We start from the raw sequence: 14,961 nt of genomic DNA on the forward strand, positions 1-14,961 counted from the left end.
GCGGCAACATTTCCCGCACGTTAAACGACGGCATCGACGAACCTCTCTGCTGGCGGTTGATCGACAGGGTCGCCCGTCGATGCGAGCCCATGGCGGTGAGGCCCTGCGAGCCGTCTGACTTCCATAGGAGGATCCGTGAAGGATTCGCTAGACGCGGCGGAGGGGCGCACCAACTGGCGCCGGTTCGCTGTCGCGGCAGGTGTGCCCGCCGTGGTCGCGGGTGCGCTGGTGTTCGGCGTGGCGTCGGGCGCCCTCGCTGCCAGCTTCTCGGTGTCGGGCACCCAGTTCAAGCTCTCCGCCGACCGGCTCGAGGGCCAGGGCTTCACGCAGTACAGCGGCGTGCTCGACACTGCCGACCCGAGCAAGAAGATCCCGGCCGCGATGTCGGGCATCAAGTCCGCGAAGATCTACAACCTCTGCCAGACCGTGGCGGTCGGGCCGGTCGTCCTCCGCATCGAAGCCGGCAAGGACTCGGATCGTCCGGTCGAGGCACAGGACCTGCTCATCGGCATGTCCGAGCTGAGCGGTGACGCGACGTTCACCGACATCAACATCGGGCAGGACGCCTCGACGCTGAACCAGGACGGCGCGGCGAGCCACGGCGCGGCCGGCGGTTTCGGCCAGGGTGCCAAGTCGGTGACCATCACCGACCTGCACCAGAAGGCGTACTCGACGTCGGCGTCGACGTTCAAGCTGAGCGGCATGTCGCTCAAGCTGCACATCGGCGACGGCACGGAATGTTTCTGAGCTGACACGTGGGGCTCGCGGGTTTGTCCCGCGAGCCCTGTTCGTGTTCAATCCCCCTCACTTTTCTACCATCGCGGCATTGCGGAAACGCGGAGGATCTCGTGGCGACCGACAACTTCTGGGGCAAGTTCCGCCGCTGGCGGCGGCACCGCCCGTTCTGGGGCGGCCTGCTCCTGATTCTGTCGGCGGTCGAGCTCTACCTCAGCGCCAACCTGGCCCTCGGCGGCGTCGAGGTCCACCTCGGCCCGCAGGGCTTCCTGTCCTACCTGCTGCCGCTGATCCTGCTGATGTGCGGCCTGCTCGCCTGGTTCACCCCGGCCCAGCGGCTCTTCTACGGCATCGTGGCGCTGCTGACCGCGCTGTACACGTTTCTCGGGCTGAACCTCGGCGGCTTCGTCATCGGCATGCTGCTCGGCATCTTCGGCGGCGCCCTGGTCATCGCCTGGGGGCCGCCGCGCGACCGGCCCGGCCAGGGCCACGCCGCCCCGCCGACCGACGAGCCCACCGACCACCAGCAGGACGAGCCGGCCGACGTCGGCGACGACATCTTCGACGACGGCAGCCGCGAGGACGTCGAGGAGACCCAGCAGATCGAGATCGCCGGGCACGACGACCGGCCGCACGAGGAGCAGCAGGTGCGGCCGGCCCTCTTCGCCGCGGTGCCGCCGGGCATCTCCCGCCGCGCCGGCCGGAAAGGGCCGGCGCGCAGCCGGCGGGTCATCGCGTTCGGGCTGGTTCCGGTCGCGGTCACCGCGACGATCGTGGCCGGCGCCAGTCTGCAGGCCAGCGCGGCCGAGTGCCCGGAAGGGCTGCCGTCGCGATCGGTCGCCGCCTCGTCGTCGCCGGCGACGGCCCGGCCCACGACCGAGCCCACCACCCCCGCCGCGGACGACGACTCGCCGAAGCCGGCCAGCCCCGGCGCCGGGAAGACCACCGAGGCGGCCGAGCCCACCGCCGGGGAGACGACCGCCGCCCCCACCACCGCCCCGGCCAAGGACGGCGGCAACCCGATCACCGACGGGATCGAGAACATCGTCGACGGCGTCAGCAATCTGCTCGGCATCGGCGACGAGGAGTCGCCGGCTCCCAGCACGTCGCAGGCATCGTCGGAGCCCGCCACCACCGAGCCGGCCGCCGACCCCACCGCCACCACCGAGCCGGCCGCCGGCCCCGCCAAGACCACCGAGCCGGCCGCCGGCCCCACCAAGAAGGCGGACGGGGCGAAGGCGGCGGAGCCCAGCGCCACCGACGACGAGATCCCCTGCCTCGGCCCCCGCGTCTACGGCAAGGTCGCCAGCCCCGACGACATCCCCACGGTGGCGAAGAAACCCGGCGTCATGGAGGTCGACTCGCTGACGATGTACGACTCCACCTACGACGGCGTGGTCGACATGCCGACGGCCGGCGGCGGGTCGTACAAGGCGCTGAAGTTCACCATGGACAAGGCCGTGAACAAGCCGTTCAGCCTGACCATCGACGAGCCCAACGGCAGCCAGACGAAGATCACGAGCAAGACGCTCACCACCACCGGGACCGTGAAGTTCTACACCTCCCGGTTCGAGGGCAAGCTCTTCGGCATCATCCCGGTGGTCTTCACTCCCGAGCGGCCGCCGCCGCTGACGCTGCCGATCCTCTGGTTCACCGACGCGAAGATCCAGCTGTCCTTCGTCCGCTGCGACACGCTCACCGGCGATCCGCTGCGGGTGCAGGGCTAGCCGCACGGCGGCTCGAGGGTGCAGGGCTGGTCAGCCGCGCCGCTCCCGCCAGCCCGCGACCACCTCGTCGGGGTCGCGGGGCCGCAGCACCACAGGCGGCCCGTCCATGAGGCCCACGTTCGCCTTGCGGATGCGCTCGTTGAGGTCGGCCACGTACTCCCGGACCTCGCGCTCGGTGGTCATCCGGTCGGCGCGGGCCTCGGCGTCCTCCACCTCGCGGCGCAGGGCGAGCGTCGGCGGGACCACGCCCGCGGTCGCGCCCTCACGCGCGAGCCAGTCCTTGACCCACCAGTCCTCCTCGTACTCCCCGCCGTGGCCGCGCAGCGGCTTGCCGGCCCCTTCGAGGTTGTCGAACTCGCCGCGCTCCCGGGCCTCGCGCAGCTGCCGGTCGATCGACGACTCGTACCAGTGCACCATGCTTTCCCAGTGTAGTTTCGCCTCCGCCCCGGCTCCCGTGGCCGCGGGGCGTAGGTTGGGCCGCAGTCCAGCGAGGAGGACCGACGCGATGTGCCGCAACATCCACCAACTGCACAACTTCGACCCGCCGGCGACCGCCGAGGAGATCCAGGCCGCCGCCCTGCAATATGTGCGGAAGGTCGCCGGCGCCACCCGCCCGTCCCAGGCCAATCAGGAGGCCTTCGACCAGGCGGTGGCGGCCGTCGCCGCGGCCACGGCCGATCTGCTGGGCGCCCTCGTGACCACCGCCCCGCCGAAGAATCGCGAGGTCGAGGCGGCGAAGGCCCGCGCGCGGGCCGAGCGGCGCTACGCCTCCTGAACTATCGCCGCGGGTGTCCGAAAGTTTCGGTCACTCACCGGAAGTTGTTGACACGACGGCGCGCGCGGGCCAATACTGGCGCCATCGACGCGACTCGATGACGTCGATCCGGGTCGTCCCCTGACCCGGCGATCGAGCGAGGTCGCCGCCCCCGTGACGGCCTCCATCACCCTGCCCTCGAGCCGGCCGCCACCAGCCGGCTCGATGCAGGCTGCCCGTCCCCGGCCGGCCGCTGCCGCGCGCCGGCGTCAGACCGTAACGCCGGCTCCTCCCTGGCCGGCCGTCACGAGAAAGAAGCGTGTCATGGACGCTCCCCCGAGGCGCCGCGGACGCGGCGCGATCCGACCTCCGGCCCGCGCGGCCGCGCTGGTCACGGCCACGCTCCTCCGGCCGGGCGCCGGCACGGCGATCACCTCCCACCGGACCCGGGCCGGTGACCTATGAAAAAGCGTTCCCTTCTCACCGGGATGGCCGTCGCCGCGCTCACCGTGGCGAGCACGCTCGCCGCCCTCCAGGCCCCCGCGCAGGCCGCCACCTGCAACGGGTACGTCGGGCTCACCTTCGACGACGGGCCGTCCAACGACCACACCCCCGCGATCCTGAACGCGCTGCGCGCCAACGGGCTGCGGGCCACGATGTTCAACGAGGGCCAGTATGCGGCCGCCTATCCGGCACAGGTGCGGGCGCAGGTCGACGCGGGCATGTGGGTGGGCAACCACAGCTACACCCACCCGCACCTGGTGCAGCAGAGCCAGGCCCAGATCGACTCGGAGATCTCGCGTACGCAGAGCGCGATCGCCAACGCCGGCGGCGGGACGCCCAGGCTGTTCCGGCCGCCCTACGGCGAGACCAACGGCACCCTGCAGTCGGTGGAGGCGAAATACGGCCTCACCCAGATCATCTGGGACGTCGACTCGCAGGACTGGAACAACGCCAGCGTCGACGCGATCGTCAACGCCAACGCCCGCCTGAGCAACGGGCAGATCATCCTCATGCACGAGTGGCCGGGGAACACGCTCGCCGCGATCCCGCGCATCGCGCAGACGCTCGCCAGCAAGAACCTGTGCGCCGGCATGATCTCGCCGACGACCGGCCGGGCCGTGGCCCCGGACGGTAGCGGCGGTGGCGGCGGCGGTGGCGGCGGTAGCTGCACCGCGTCGCTGTCGGCCGGCTCCGCGTGGGGCGACCGCTACAACCTCAACGTCTCGGTGACCGGGTCCAACTCGTGGACCGTGACGATGAACGTCCCCTACCCCGAGCGGATCATGACCACCTGGAACATCTCGGCCAGCTACCCCAGCTCGCAGGTGCTGATCGCGAAACCGAACGGCAGCGGCAACAACTGGGGTCTCACGATCCAGACCAACGGGAACTGGACGTGGCCGTCGGTCTCCTGCAGTGTGACCTGATCCCGTACGTGCAAGTGACGGGCGCGGCGGTCCACGGGGCCGCCGCGCCTCGCGTCCGGGGCCGCGAAAATTTCCGGATCCGGCGGCGAACGTCTGGTGTTTCCGCGGGACATTGACAACGATCAGCGGATGCGGAGAGCTTTCTGCCGGGCGTACGCCGTCTTGCTGTTGATCGTCGGATCCGGGGCGGTGATGCCGGGGCAGGCGGTCGCGCACGGCACGAAACCCGCGGGGCGGGTGGCCGGCGATCCCGTCGCGCACGATCCCACGGTGATCCGGCAGGGGCGGTACTACTACAGCTTCATCACCGGCGACATCGGGACGCGGACCTACCTGCCGATGCGGCGGTCCGCCGACCTGGTGCACTGGGAGTTCCTCGGGCCGGTGTTCAGCACGCCGCCGGCATGGGTCGCCGGCGAGCTGGGGACCACGCCGGGCGACTTCTGGGCGCCCGACATCAGCTATCTCCACGGCGAGTTCCGGCTGTACTACGCGGCCTCCTCGTTCGGGACGAACAACTCGGTGATCGGGCTGGCCACCAACCGCACGCTCGACCCGGCCAGCCCGGACTACGGGTGGGTGGATCGCGGCATGGTGCTGCGGTCGGGCGCGGGCGACGACTTCAACGCGATCGACCCCGAGGTGATCGTCGACCACGGACAGCCGTGGCTGGCATTCGGCTCGTTCTGGGACGGGATCAAGATGCGGCGCCTCGACCCGGCCACCGGCCTGGCCGGGGATCCGGAGCTGGTCTCGCTCGCCTCGCGCGGCGGAGCTTCGATCGAGGGCGCCTCGATCGTGCGGCACGGAAAGTTCTTCTATCTGTTCGCGAGCTTCGACTACTGCTGTCGCGGGGTGGACAGCGACTACCGGGTCGTGGTCGGCCGGGCCACCCGGGTGAACGGGCCCTATGTGGACCGGGCTGGGACGCCGATGCTTTCCGGCGGCGGCAGCGAAGTTTTGCGCGGCTACAACGAATTCCGCGGGCCCGGCGGCGGCGACGTCTACGGCAACTTCTCCGTGCACCACTACTACGACCTGGACGACGACGGCGCGCCGAAGTTGAGTGTGCGGCCGTTGCGCTGGACCGGCGGCTGGCCGTCGCTCGGCGACCCGCTGACCGGGAGCCGGGCGGTCGGGCACGGGCCGGCGTACATGACGATGGTGAGCCGGACCGACGGCCGGGTCGTCGCCAACCCGTCGTGCGGCTACGAGGGCGCCGACATCGCCCTCGCCGCCGGGCCCGGCGGCCCGTGCGCGCAGTGGCGGCTCGACGAGCGGGACCCGGGGTACGTGAGCCTGGGCAACCGGTTCAGCAACAAGGTCGCCGAGGTGGCGGCGTGGGTCGACGCGGACGGGGCGCGGGTGGCGCAGTGGGGCTGGCTGCACAACGACTGCCAGCAGTTCGCGATCGACCCGGCCGGCGACGGCTGGGCGGTGATCCGCAGCAAGCTCAACGGGCGGGTCCTGCAGCCGGCGGCGTGCACCGGCGACCTCGTGCGGACGGTTGCCGCGAACGGTTCGGCGTGCCAGCAGTTCCGCCTCCAGCCGGTGGGCGAGGTGCTGATCGCCGACGCCGGACGCACGCATGCCATGGCGGGGTGGTGGCGCTTCGAGCACGCCGGGGACGGCTACTACCGGGTGGTGAACACGCGGAGCGGGCGGGCGCTGCCCGGCGGGCCGTGGCGCATCGTGACCGGCGGGCTGGTGAGCCCGGACGGGACCGCGACCGGCGGGCTGGTCAGCCAGGACGGGCACGAGATGCCGGCCTACCTGGCCACGCCGTGAGCCCGGCCGCCGCGGCGCGGCAATCCCCCTGGGCCCAGCCGTGGAGCCAGCAGCTGGTCACCGGCCCGCTGCGAGACCGCGATCGAGCGGTCGGGGCCCAGCCGTAGAGCCGGGGCCCAGCCGTAGAGCCGGGGGCCAGCAGTAGAGCCGGGGCCCAGCCGTGAAAGCCAGGCCGGCCCACCACACGGCCGGACGGCCCGCGACGGCCTGATGGGCCGCCCGGGCCGTCCGCCACGCCGGTGACTTTTCCGTCGCCCGTACCGATGCGGATGCGAAAGAATCACGCCTTGCCGGCGGAAACTTTCTCCTTGTCCGAGGCCGCAGGCGAGGCGGGCCCGGCCCTGCGGCCCGCCCGCCACACCGCGAACAGCGCCAGCACCAGGGCGATCAGGCCGGCGACGAGCCCGGCGATGCCGTACGCGTCGGGGCCGTCGGACGACTCGCCGGCGCTCTCGGCGGGAGCCGGCGCGGCGGCGGCCGGTGCGGTCGCGGCGGCGAGCTTGAGCACGGGGGCGGGGTGCTCGGCCTCGGAACCGTCGGTGGTCGGCTCGTCGATCCAGCGGACGATCGAGCCGTCGGAGTACGTCTGCAGCGTCTTGAACACCATCTGGCCGGAGTCGGGCAGCGGGCCGAGCGAGACGTCGAACTCCTGGAACTGGCCGGGCTTGACCGCGGCGTTCGCGTCGGCGGTCCAGGTGATCTTCGAGACGGCCTCGGTGATCTCGGTGTCGTGCGCCTTGATCGGGGTGGCGAGCTTGGACTTCACCGCGACCGCGGTCCAGCCCTGGACCGGCTTGATCGAGACCGAGGCGACCGGCTTGTCGGCGGGCAGGTTCACCTCGACCTTGGTGGTGCTCGCCGTGTCACTTTCGGTGGGGACGCGGAAAGTCACCTTGGCGTAGCCACCGGGGGTGGCGGTGCTGGGGTTCACGGTGACGTGCGCGGACGCGGGGACGGCCAGCGCGAGGGTGAGGCCGCCCACGACGGCGGCCACGAGGACGGATCGCTTGATGAGTGTTCGCACGTTCGTTGGTCGGCGCGGGCGCCGGGAAAGTTCCCCCGAAACTTTCAGGTGACGGGCAGGCGCACGTCCACGCGAAGGCCGGGTGACGCGTCGCCCAGCGTGACCGTGCCGCCGTGCCGGCGCACCAGCTCGCGCACGATCGCCAGGCCCAGCCCGGTGCCGCCGGCGTCCCGGGCGCGGGCGTCGTCGAGGCGGGTGAACCGGTCGAAGACCCGCTCGCGGTCCTCGGGCGGGATGCCGGGGCCGTCGTCACGCACGGTGATCCGCGCATATTCGCCCTCGTCGGCCACCTCCACGGTGACCCGCGACCGGGCGTGCCGCTCGGCGTTGTCGATCAGGTTGGCCACGACCCGGCCGATCGCGTCGGGCTCGACCGTGGCCCGCACCGGCTCGGCCGGCCGCTCGTAGCAGACATTTTCGTAGCGCGACGCGACGTCGGCGACCACGCCGTCGAGGTCGGCGTCGGCGAGCCGGCCGGGCGGGGCGGCGTCGTCGGAGCGGGCGAGCAGCAGCAGGTCGTCGACGAGGCGGCTGAGCCGGCCGACGTCGGTCAGCAGGTCGGCCGAGAGTGCCGGCCAGTCGGTGTCGGGCAGGCGCTGGGCGACCTCGAGTTCGGTGCGCATGTTGGTCAGCGGGCTGCGCAGCTCGTGCGCGGCGTCGGCGACGAACGCCCGCTGCCGGGCGCGGGCGGAGTCGAGCCGGTAGAGCATGCCGTTGAGCGTGACGGCGAGCCGGTAGATCTCGTCGCGCGACTCCGGCAGCGGCAGCCGGCCGTGCCGGGTGCCGCCGGTGATCTCCTCGGCGCCGGCCCGCAGCGCGTCGACCGGACGCAGCGCGGCGCCCAGGATCCGCCACATGACGACCGCGAGCATGCCGACCAGCAGCGGAAACGCGACCAGCAGCGTGACCCGCAGGATGTGCACGCCCTGGCTGAGGTCGTCGGTCGAGCGGGCCACCAGCACGCGGACCGGCTCGCTGGGCGGGCCGGCCACCTTCATCACCACGCGGGCGTTGCCCTCCAGGCCGATCCGGTCGCCGGGGATCTCGGTGACCTCGCCGTCGGAGAGCGCGCGCAGCTCGTCGTCGTGCAGCATCGGGATGAGCCGGTCGGCGCCGGCCGAGACGGCCACCACCCGCTGCTGGTCGTCGATCACCTGGACCTGCATGGCCGGGTTGACCGGGATGGGCTGGCTGAGCTGGTGCTGGTCGACGAGCTTCGCGACGCTGGTGGCGGTGTCGAGGGCCTCGGCGTTGACCGCGCGCAGCAGGGCGTAGTTGAGCACGCCGACCAGCAGCAAGAGGCCGACGGCCAGGCCGGCGGTGACCACCATGACGGTGAGCCACACCAGCCGGGACCGCAGGCTGAACTCGCGGGGACGGCGCACGTCAGCCGCCCGACAGGCGGTAGCCGGCGCCGCGCACGGTCTCGAGGCGCTCGCGGCCGATCTTGCGGCGGAGGTATCCCACGTACACCTCGACCGCGTTGGGCGCGGTCTCGACGGCGGCGTCCCACACGTGGTCGAGCAGCTCGATCTTGCTGACCACCTCGCCCGGGCGGCGCATCAGGTACTCCAGCAGGGCGAACTCGCGGGTGGTGAGGACCACCTCGGAGCCGGAAACCAGCACGCGGCGCTCGGCCGGGTCGAGCTCGATGTCGCCGTGGGCGAGCACCGGCGGGCGCTCGTGGGCGCCGCGGCGCAGCAGCGCCCGCAGGCGGGCGAGCAGCACGATGTACGAGAAAGGTTTCGTCAGGTAGTCGTCGGCCCCGCAGTCGAGGCCGTCGGCCTGGTCGTACTCGCCGTCCTTGGCCGAGAGCATCAGCACCGGCACCCAGTTGCGCTCGGCGCGCAGCTGGCGCACCACCCGATAGCCGCTCAGCCGGGGCAGCATGACGTCCAGGATCATCGCGTCGTACCCGCCGTGACGGGCCATCTCGAGACCGTCCTGGCCGTCGCCGGCCACGTCCACCGCGAAACCTTCCGCCTGCAGCCCGCGCTGCAGCGCCGCCGCCAGGCGCGCCTCGTCTTCCACCACCAGCAACCGCACGGGACTACCTTTACACGTGGGGAGCCACCCCTAGGGGAAGCTCTCAGCGACGTCACAGCGCTCGCGACGCAGTCTTGGTGGCAGAGAACGGGAGGTGGACATCGTGTCCGTGTTCAGGTCCAGGCCGGCGCTTCGCTGGCTAGTGCCCTCCGCCGCCGCGGTCATCGTCATCGGGGGTGGCGCCGCGGCCGGCACGATCGTCGCGAGCGCGGACCCTTCGCTGCCGGATCGCAGTGCGGCCGAGTTGCTTGTCGACGTCCAGACCGCCAAGGTCGACGGCTTGTCCGGCACCATCGTCGAGAGCGCCGAGCTCGGCCTGCCGGCGATCGCCTCGCTGGCCGGCAACGCCAAGTCCGGCGGCGGCGACCTGGCCAGCGTCCTCGGGGGCAGCAACACGGCCCGCGTCTGGTACGCCGGCGAGGAGAAGATGCGCCTCGCGCTGGTCGGCACCCAGGGCGAGACGGACGTCATCCGCAACGGCGACGACGTCTGGCTGTGGAGCAGCGCCGACCAGCGCGCCAATCACCTGAAGTTGCCGGCCGGGGCCGCCGAGAGGCACCCGATGGCCGAGGTTCCGAAGACGCCGCAGGAGGCGGCCGACGCGGCCCTGGCCGCGATCGACCCGACCACCACGGTGACGACCACGGGCGCGGCCAAGGTGGCCGGTCGTGACGCGTACGAGCTGGTGCTCAGTCCCAAGGACACGGCGTCGCTGATCGGGCAGGTCCGCCTGGCGATCGACGCCGAGCACCACATCCCGCTGCGTGTCGACGTGTACGCGAAGAACGCGACCAAGCCGGCCGTGCGGGTGGCGTTCCAGCAGATCAGCTTCGCGGTGCCGGACGCGGCGCAGTTCAAGTTCAACCCGCCGCCGGGCACCAAGGTGACCGAGGGCAGCGCCGAGGGGCTCGCCGCGGAGCACCGGGCCGAGGCCGAGAAGGCGGCCAAGGCGCGCGAGGCCGAGCAGCCGAGGATCATCGGCGAGGGCTGGACGTCGATCGTCGAGGCCAAGCTGCCGAAGCCGGCCGCGGCGGACAAGTCCGCGGGCGCCGAGGCTCAGCAGCTCGCCGGCATCGTCGACATGCTGCCGGCGGTGAGCGGGTCGTGGGGCAGCGGGCACCAGTTCGCCGGGCCGCTGTTCACGGTGCTGGTCACCGACGACGGCCGGGTGTTCGCGGGCGCGGTGACCCCGGAGAAGCTGTACGAGGCCGCCGCCAAGTAACCGCTCAAATAGTTCTAGAACTCTCCGCCACATCGTGCGACACTGTGGCGGAGAGTTCTATAACTGTTGGAGGTTGCGATGACCCTCATGGCGGAGCCGGTCCACGGCCGGTTCGGCGCCTTCGGCGGCCGGTACGTTCCGGAGTCCCTGGTCCCGGCGTGCGCCGGGCTCGCCGAGGCCTTCGCCGCGGCGTGGGCCGACAAGACTTTCCGCGACGAGCTGGACTCGTTGCTCGCGGTGTATGCCGGACGGCCCACTCCCCTGACGCCGGCCACGAATCTTTCCGCGCAACTGGGCATCTCGCTGTGGCTCAAGCGCGAGGATCTCGCCCACACCGGCAGCCACAAGATCAACAATGTGCTCGGGCAGGCGCTGCTGGCCCGCCGCATGGGACGCACCCGCCTGATCGCGGAGACCGGCGCCGGCCAGCACGGGGTGGCCACGGCGACGGCGGCCGCGCTGCTCGGGCTTTCCGCGACAATTTTCATGGGTACGCGCGACATCGAGCGGCAGCGCCTCAACGTCTTCCGGATGGAGATGCTCGGCGCCACGGTCGTGCCGGTGACCAGCGGCAGCCGGACCCTCAAGGACGCCACCAACGAGGCGATGCGCGCCTGGGTGTCCGACGTGGACAACGCCCATTTCCTGCTCGGCTCGGTCGGCGGCCCGCACCCGTACCCGTGGATGGTCCGATCGTTGCAGAGCGTGATCGGCGCGGAGGCCCGCGAGCAGGTCCCCGCCACGCCCGACGTCGTGGTGGCCTGCGTCGGCGGCGGCTCCAACGCGGCGGGAACTTTCGCGGGTTTCGTGGAAACTTCGGCACGGCTGATCGGCGTCGAGGCGGCCGGCGGCGCGGCGATGACCTCGGGATCGCCCGGGGTGGTGCACGGCGCGCGCTCGATGGTGCTGCAGGACGCGGACGGGCAGGTCGCGGAGGCGTCGTCGATCGCGGCCGGGCTCGACTACCCCGGCGTCGGGCCGGAGCACGCGTACCTGGGCGAGATCGGCCGCGCGGAGTACCGCACGGTGACCGACGACGAGGTGGTGGCGGCGCTGCGACGGCTCGCGCGCAGCGAGGGCATCATCTGCGCGCTCGAGTCGGCGCACGCGGTGGCGTGGGTGCTGCGGGCGGCCGGCACGGCAGACCTTCCCGCCGGGTCGTCGGTGTTGCTGACGCTTTCCGGGCGGGGAGACAAGGACATGGTCGCGCTGAGCGAGGGAGTCGCGGCATGATTTCGTACGCCTCCGCGAGCGCGCCCGGTCCGCTGGGCGGGCTCGGCCTGCTGGGCGGGCTCGGCCGCCGGAAAGCGCTGGTGCCCTATGTGACCGGCGGAATCACCGCGGACTGGACGGATTACGTCCGGGCCTACGCCGCCGCCGGGGCGGATGCCATCGAGATCGGCTTGCCGTTCTCGGATCCGATGCTCGACGGGGTGACCATCCAGCAGGCCTCCGACCGGGCGCTGGCCCGCGGCGTCACCGTCGAGTCGATCCTCGCCGACCTGTCGGAAACAAAGGTCGGCGTGCCGCTGGTCGCGATGACGTACGCCAATCTGGTCTTCCGGTCCGGACCGGCGGCGTTCTGCCGGCGGCTGGCCGCGGCCGGCGTGACCGGGCTGATCGTTCCCGACCTGCCGGTCGACGAGGCGGCCCCGGTGGAGCGGGCCGCGGCCGAGGCGGGGGTGACGCTGATCCTGCTGGTCGCGCCGGTCACGCCGGACGACCGGCTGGCCGAGATCGCGGCCCGCAGCCGCGGTTTCGTGTACGCGGTCAGCCTGATGGGCACCACGGGCGAGCGTTCCGAGCTCGACGCCGCGGCCGCCCGGCTGGCCGATCGGGTCAAGGCGGTCACCGACCTGCCGGTGCTGATCGGTTTCGGGGTGTCGAGCCCGGAGCAGGCCGCGGCGGCCGCCGGGCGCGCGGACGGGGTGGTGGTGGCGTCGGCGCTGATGCGCCGGGTGCTCGACGGCGCCGGCCCGGATGACCTGCGCGCGGATGTCGCTGCCCTGCGGGCCGCGCTGGATTGACGTCGACGTCCGGGCCGGCGGCGCCGACGGCCCGTGGTGGCGGGTGGCCGACGGCACGGGGGCGGCCGGCCGCCGAGGGCACGGGCGTGGCGGGTTGCAGACGGCGCGGACGTGCTCGGTTAGGGTCTGGCACGCGGGGCGATCGTTCCCGCGTGCCGGACCTTCTCGCCGGGAGGATGCGCTGACCGCGCCGCGTACCCCTAAATATCAGGCCATCGCCGCCGAGCTCGCGGCGAGGATCCGGGGCGGGGAGCTGGCGCCCGGATCGGCGCTGCCGCCGCAGAAGGAGCTCAGCGCCGCCTTCGGGGTGACGCTCGCGACGCTGCGGCAGGCGCTGCGGCAGCTCGAGGACGACGGGCTCGTCTCGCAGCAACCGGGGCGGGGAACTTTCGTGGCCGAGCCGCGCGCCGCCTACCGGCTCGACTCGCTGCGCGGGTTCGCCGAGGACCTGCGGGCCCAGGGCCAGACGGTGAGCACGCAGATCCTCGGGCAGGCGGTGCGCCGGCCGCCGTCCTGGGTCGCGGCGCGGCTCGGCGGGGACGCCGACCGGGTGGTGCGCCTGGAACGACTGCGCCTGCTGGCCGGGCGCCCCGCCGTACATCAATTGTCATGGATCGCCGGGATTGATCTTGCTGACGTCGATCTCAGTGGGACCTCGCTCTATGCGGCGCTGGCCGACCGCGGCATCGTCGTGCACCGGGCCTCGGAGGTGGTGCGGCCGGGGGTGCTCGACGCGGTGACCGCGGATCTGCTCGGGCACCCGGAGGGGACGCCGGCGTTCGTGTCGGACCGCGTCACTTTCGGGCTCGACGATCGCGCGCTGGTGTTCGACCGGGCCACCATCCTCGGAAATATTCTGGAAATTCGCACCGAGCGGGCGGTCACCGGGCTGTCCATGCAATGGAGCCGGCAGACCTGACCCATCCGCCGCGGCCGACGCGCCGAATGACTCGCGGCGTGAGGCCGACCACTTTTCCTCGCGGCCAGCTGTTGCAAAACTATGGCAACAGCAAGACTGACGCGTGGGAGGTTGATCGTGGCGAACTCGGTGTCGGCCCGCGGGCGCGTACGCGCTGCCGTCGGGCCGAAGGGGTGGGCGAGCCTCGGCGGGATGAGCGCGTTCATCCTGCTGCTGCACGTCGTCGGCTGGGGCCTGCTGTTCTTCGTGATCGTGCCGGCGCACTACCAGGTCGGCGCGGCCGGCGTGTACGGCGTCGGGCTCGGCGTCACCGCCTACACGCTGGGCATGCGGCACGCCTTCGACGCCGACCACATCGCGGCGATCGACAACACCACGCGAAAGTTGATGGCGAACGAGAAGCGCCCGCTGTCGGTGGGTTTCTGGTTCTCGCTCGGCCATTCCAGCGTGGTCTTCTTCCTCTGCCTGCTGCTCGGCCTGGGCGTCAAGTCGCTGGCCGGCCAGGTGGAGAGCGAGTCCTCGGCCCTGCAGCGGATCACCGGTGTGATCGGGGTCAGCGTCTCCGGCGTCTTCCTCTACGTCATCGGCATCATCAACCTGGTGCTGCTGGTCGGCATCTGGAAAGTTTTCCGCCGGATGCGCGCGGGCTCGTTCGACGAGGCGCAGCTCGAGGAACACCTGAACAACCGGGGTTTCCTCAACCGCATCCTGTCCCGCACCACCGGGGCGGTCACCAAGCCGTGGCAGATGTATCCGATCGGCCTTCTCTTCGGCCTGGGCTTCGACACCGCGACGGAAATTTCGCTGCTCGTGCTGGCCGGCGGCGCCGCGGCTTTCGCGCTGCCCTGGTACGCGATCCTCACGCTGCCGGTGCTGTTCGCGGCCGGGATGAGCCTGCTCGACACCGTCGACGGCTGCTTCATGAACTTCGCGTACGGCTGGGCTTTCGCGAAACCGGTCCGCAAGGTCTACTACAACCTCACCATCACCGGGCTCTCGGTCGCGGTCGCGCTCATCATCGGCACCATCGAGCTGGTCTCGATCGTGACCGACAAGCTGAGCATCACGACCGGGCCGCTGGCCGCGATCGGCGGGCTCGACCTGAACTACGTCGGTTTCGTGATCGTCGGGCTGTTCGTGTTCACCTGGGCGGTGGCGCTGCTGGTGTGGCGTTACGGCCGCATCGAGCAGAAATGGGAGACGCGCGAGGCGGCCCCGGCCGCGACCTCGGCCACCCCTTGACCGCGACACCGCCTGCCAGTCATCACCTCAGCCGCCCGGTGACACCG

The 14,961-nt window shown here is 71.8% G+C and carries 14 protein-coding genes; 10 read left to right on the plus strand and 4 right to left on the minus strand.

Annotated elements, in window-relative coordinates; translation table 11 throughout:
• Positions 1 to 135: 135 nt before the first annotated feature.
• Positions 136 to 747, plus strand: a complete 612-nt coding sequence (locus ACFQS1_RS01280) for a DUF6230 family protein (RefSeq protein WP_378963979.1) — start codon at positions 136 to 138, stop codon at positions 745 to 747.
• A gap of 101 nt (positions 748 to 848) precedes the next feature.
• Complete coding sequence (locus ACFQS1_RS01285; RefSeq protein WP_378963980.1) at positions 849 to 2,462, plus strand: DUF6114 domain-containing protein; 1,614 nt, start codon at positions 849 to 851, stop codon at positions 2,460 to 2,462.
• 30 nt (positions 2,463 to 2,492) lie between these two features.
• Here the strand turns inward: ACFQS1_RS01285 and ACFQS1_RS01290 are convergent, their stop codons facing one another.
• Positions 2,493 to 2,879, minus strand: coding sequence for a DnaJ family domain-containing protein (locus ACFQS1_RS01290; RefSeq protein WP_378963981.1), 387 nt, complete (start codon positions 2,877 to 2,879; stop codon positions 2,493 to 2,495).
• An 88-nt stretch (positions 2,880 to 2,967) separates the two neighbouring features.
• On the opposite strand from ACFQS1_RS01290, the gene ACFQS1_RS01295 reads away from it, so the two are divergent.
• The 3 genes from ACFQS1_RS01295 to ACFQS1_RS01305 all read left to right on the plus strand — a co-directional run bounded on the left by ACFQS1_RS01295 (position 2,968) and on the right by ACFQS1_RS01305 (position 6,434).
• A complete protein-coding gene (locus tag ACFQS1_RS01295) occupies positions 2,968 to 3,237 on the plus strand; it encodes a DUF2277 domain-containing protein (protein ID WP_378963982.1) in 270 nt (89 codons plus the stop codon).
• A 440-nt stretch (positions 3,238 to 3,677) separates the two neighbouring features.
• A complete protein-coding gene (locus ACFQS1_RS01300) occupies positions 3,678 to 4,646 on the plus strand; it encodes a polysaccharide deacetylase family protein (RefSeq protein WP_378963983.1) in 969 nt (322 codons plus the stop codon).
• Between the two features lie 129 nt (positions 4,647 to 4,775).
• Positions 4,776 to 6,434: a family 43 glycosylhydrolase gene (locus tag ACFQS1_RS01305; protein WP_378963984.1), complete on the plus strand. Its 1,659-nt coding sequence runs from the start codon at positions 4,776 to 4,778 to the stop codon at positions 6,432 to 6,434.
• A gap of 280 nt (positions 6,435 to 6,714) precedes the next feature.
• Here the strand turns inward: ACFQS1_RS01305 and ACFQS1_RS01310 are convergent, their stop codons facing one another.
• From ACFQS1_RS01310 to ACFQS1_RS01320, 3 genes are read right to left on the minus strand one after another with little or no spacing between them, the layout of a single operon-like run.
• On the minus strand, positions 6,715 to 7,458 hold the full coding sequence (locus tag ACFQS1_RS01310; protein WP_378963985.1) for a YcnI family copper-binding membrane protein: 744 nt from the start codon (positions 7,456 to 7,458) through the stop codon (positions 6,715 to 6,717).
• Positions 7,459 to 7,502: 44 nt separating this feature from the next.
• Entirely contained in the window at positions 7,503 to 8,804 is a 1,302-nt protein-coding gene (locus ACFQS1_RS01315) for a sensor histidine kinase (protein WP_378964624.1), read from the minus strand.
• Between the two features lie 40 nt (positions 8,805 to 8,844).
• Complete coding sequence (locus ACFQS1_RS01320) at positions 8,845 to 9,504, minus strand: response regulator transcription factor (protein WP_378963986.1); 660 nt, start codon at positions 9,502 to 9,504, stop codon at positions 8,845 to 8,847.
• A gap of 103 nt (positions 9,505 to 9,607) precedes the next feature.
• Here ACFQS1_RS01320 and ACFQS1_RS01325 point away from each other — a divergent pair, with 103 nt between their 5' ends.
• From ACFQS1_RS01325 to nicT, 5 genes are all read left to right on the plus strand, one after another.
• Entirely contained in the window at positions 9,608 to 10,726 is a 1,119-nt protein-coding gene (locus ACFQS1_RS01325; RefSeq protein ID WP_378963987.1) for a LolA family protein, read from the plus strand.
• 78 nt (positions 10,727 to 10,804) lie between these two features.
• Entirely contained in the window at positions 10,805 to 11,959 is a 1,155-nt protein-coding gene (gene trpB, locus ACFQS1_RS01330) for a tryptophan synthase subunit beta (protein WP_378963988.1), read from the plus strand.
• Positions 11,956 to 12,753 carry a tryptophan synthase subunit alpha gene (gene trpA, locus ACFQS1_RS01335; RefSeq protein WP_378963989.1) on the plus strand — a complete coding sequence of 266 codons (798 nt, stop codon included), beginning with the start codon at positions 11,956 to 11,958 and terminating at the stop codon, positions 12,751 to 12,753. Before trpB ends, trpA begins: the two co-directional genes overlap by 4 nt.
• The gene (locus ACFQS1_RS01340; RefSeq protein ID WP_378963990.1) at positions 12,722 to 13,672 is read left to right on the plus strand and encodes a GntR family transcriptional regulator; all 951 of its coding nucleotides are present in this window, start codon (positions 12,722 to 12,724) and stop codon (positions 13,670 to 13,672) included. Before trpA ends, ACFQS1_RS01340 begins: the two co-directional genes overlap by 32 nt.
• A 129-nt stretch (positions 13,673 to 13,801) precedes the next feature.
• Positions 13,802 to 14,914: a Nickel transporter NicT gene (nicT, locus tag ACFQS1_RS01345; RefSeq protein WP_465263192.1), complete on the plus strand. Its 1,113-nt coding sequence runs from the start codon at positions 13,802 to 13,804 to the stop codon at positions 14,912 to 14,914.
• Positions 14,915 to 14,961: the final 47 nt, after the last annotated feature.

Origin of the sequence: Paractinoplanes rhizophilus, assembly GCF_042664765.1 — a bacterium.
In the GTDB taxonomy this organism is placed as follows: domain Bacteria; phylum Actinomycetota; class Actinomycetes; order Mycobacteriales; family Micromonosporaceae; genus Actinoplanes; species Actinoplanes rhizophilus.

Excerpts from the sequence above, each read along its gene's own strand:
- ACFQS1_RS01305 (WP_378963984.1), top strand. The coding sequence starts at position 4,776 with ATGCGGAGAGCTTTCTGCCGGGCGTACGCCGTCTTGCTGTTGATCGTC.
- trpB (WP_378963988.1), top strand. The coding sequence starts at position 10,805 with ATGACCCTCATGGCGGAGCCGGTCCACGGCCGGTTCGGCGCCTTCGGC.
- ACFQS1_RS01290 (WP_378963981.1), bottom strand. The coding sequence starts at position 2,879 with ATGGTGCACTGGTACGAGTCGTCGATCGACCGGCAGCTGCGCGAGGCC.
- ACFQS1_RS01340 (WP_378963990.1), top strand. The coding sequence starts at position 12,722 with ATGTCGCTGCCCTGCGGGCCGCGCTGGATTGACGTCGACGTCCGGGCC.
- trpA (WP_378963989.1), top strand. The coding sequence starts at position 11,956 with ATGATTTCGTACGCCTCCGCGAGCGCGCCCGGTCCGCTGGGCGGGCTC.
- ACFQS1_RS01295 (WP_378963982.1), top strand. The coding sequence starts at position 2,968 with ATGTGCCGCAACATCCACCAACTGCACAACTTCGACCCGCCGGCGACC.
- ACFQS1_RS01300 (WP_378963983.1), top strand. The coding sequence starts at position 3,678 with ATGAAAAAGCGTTCCCTTCTCACCGGGATGGCCGTCGCCGCGCTCACC.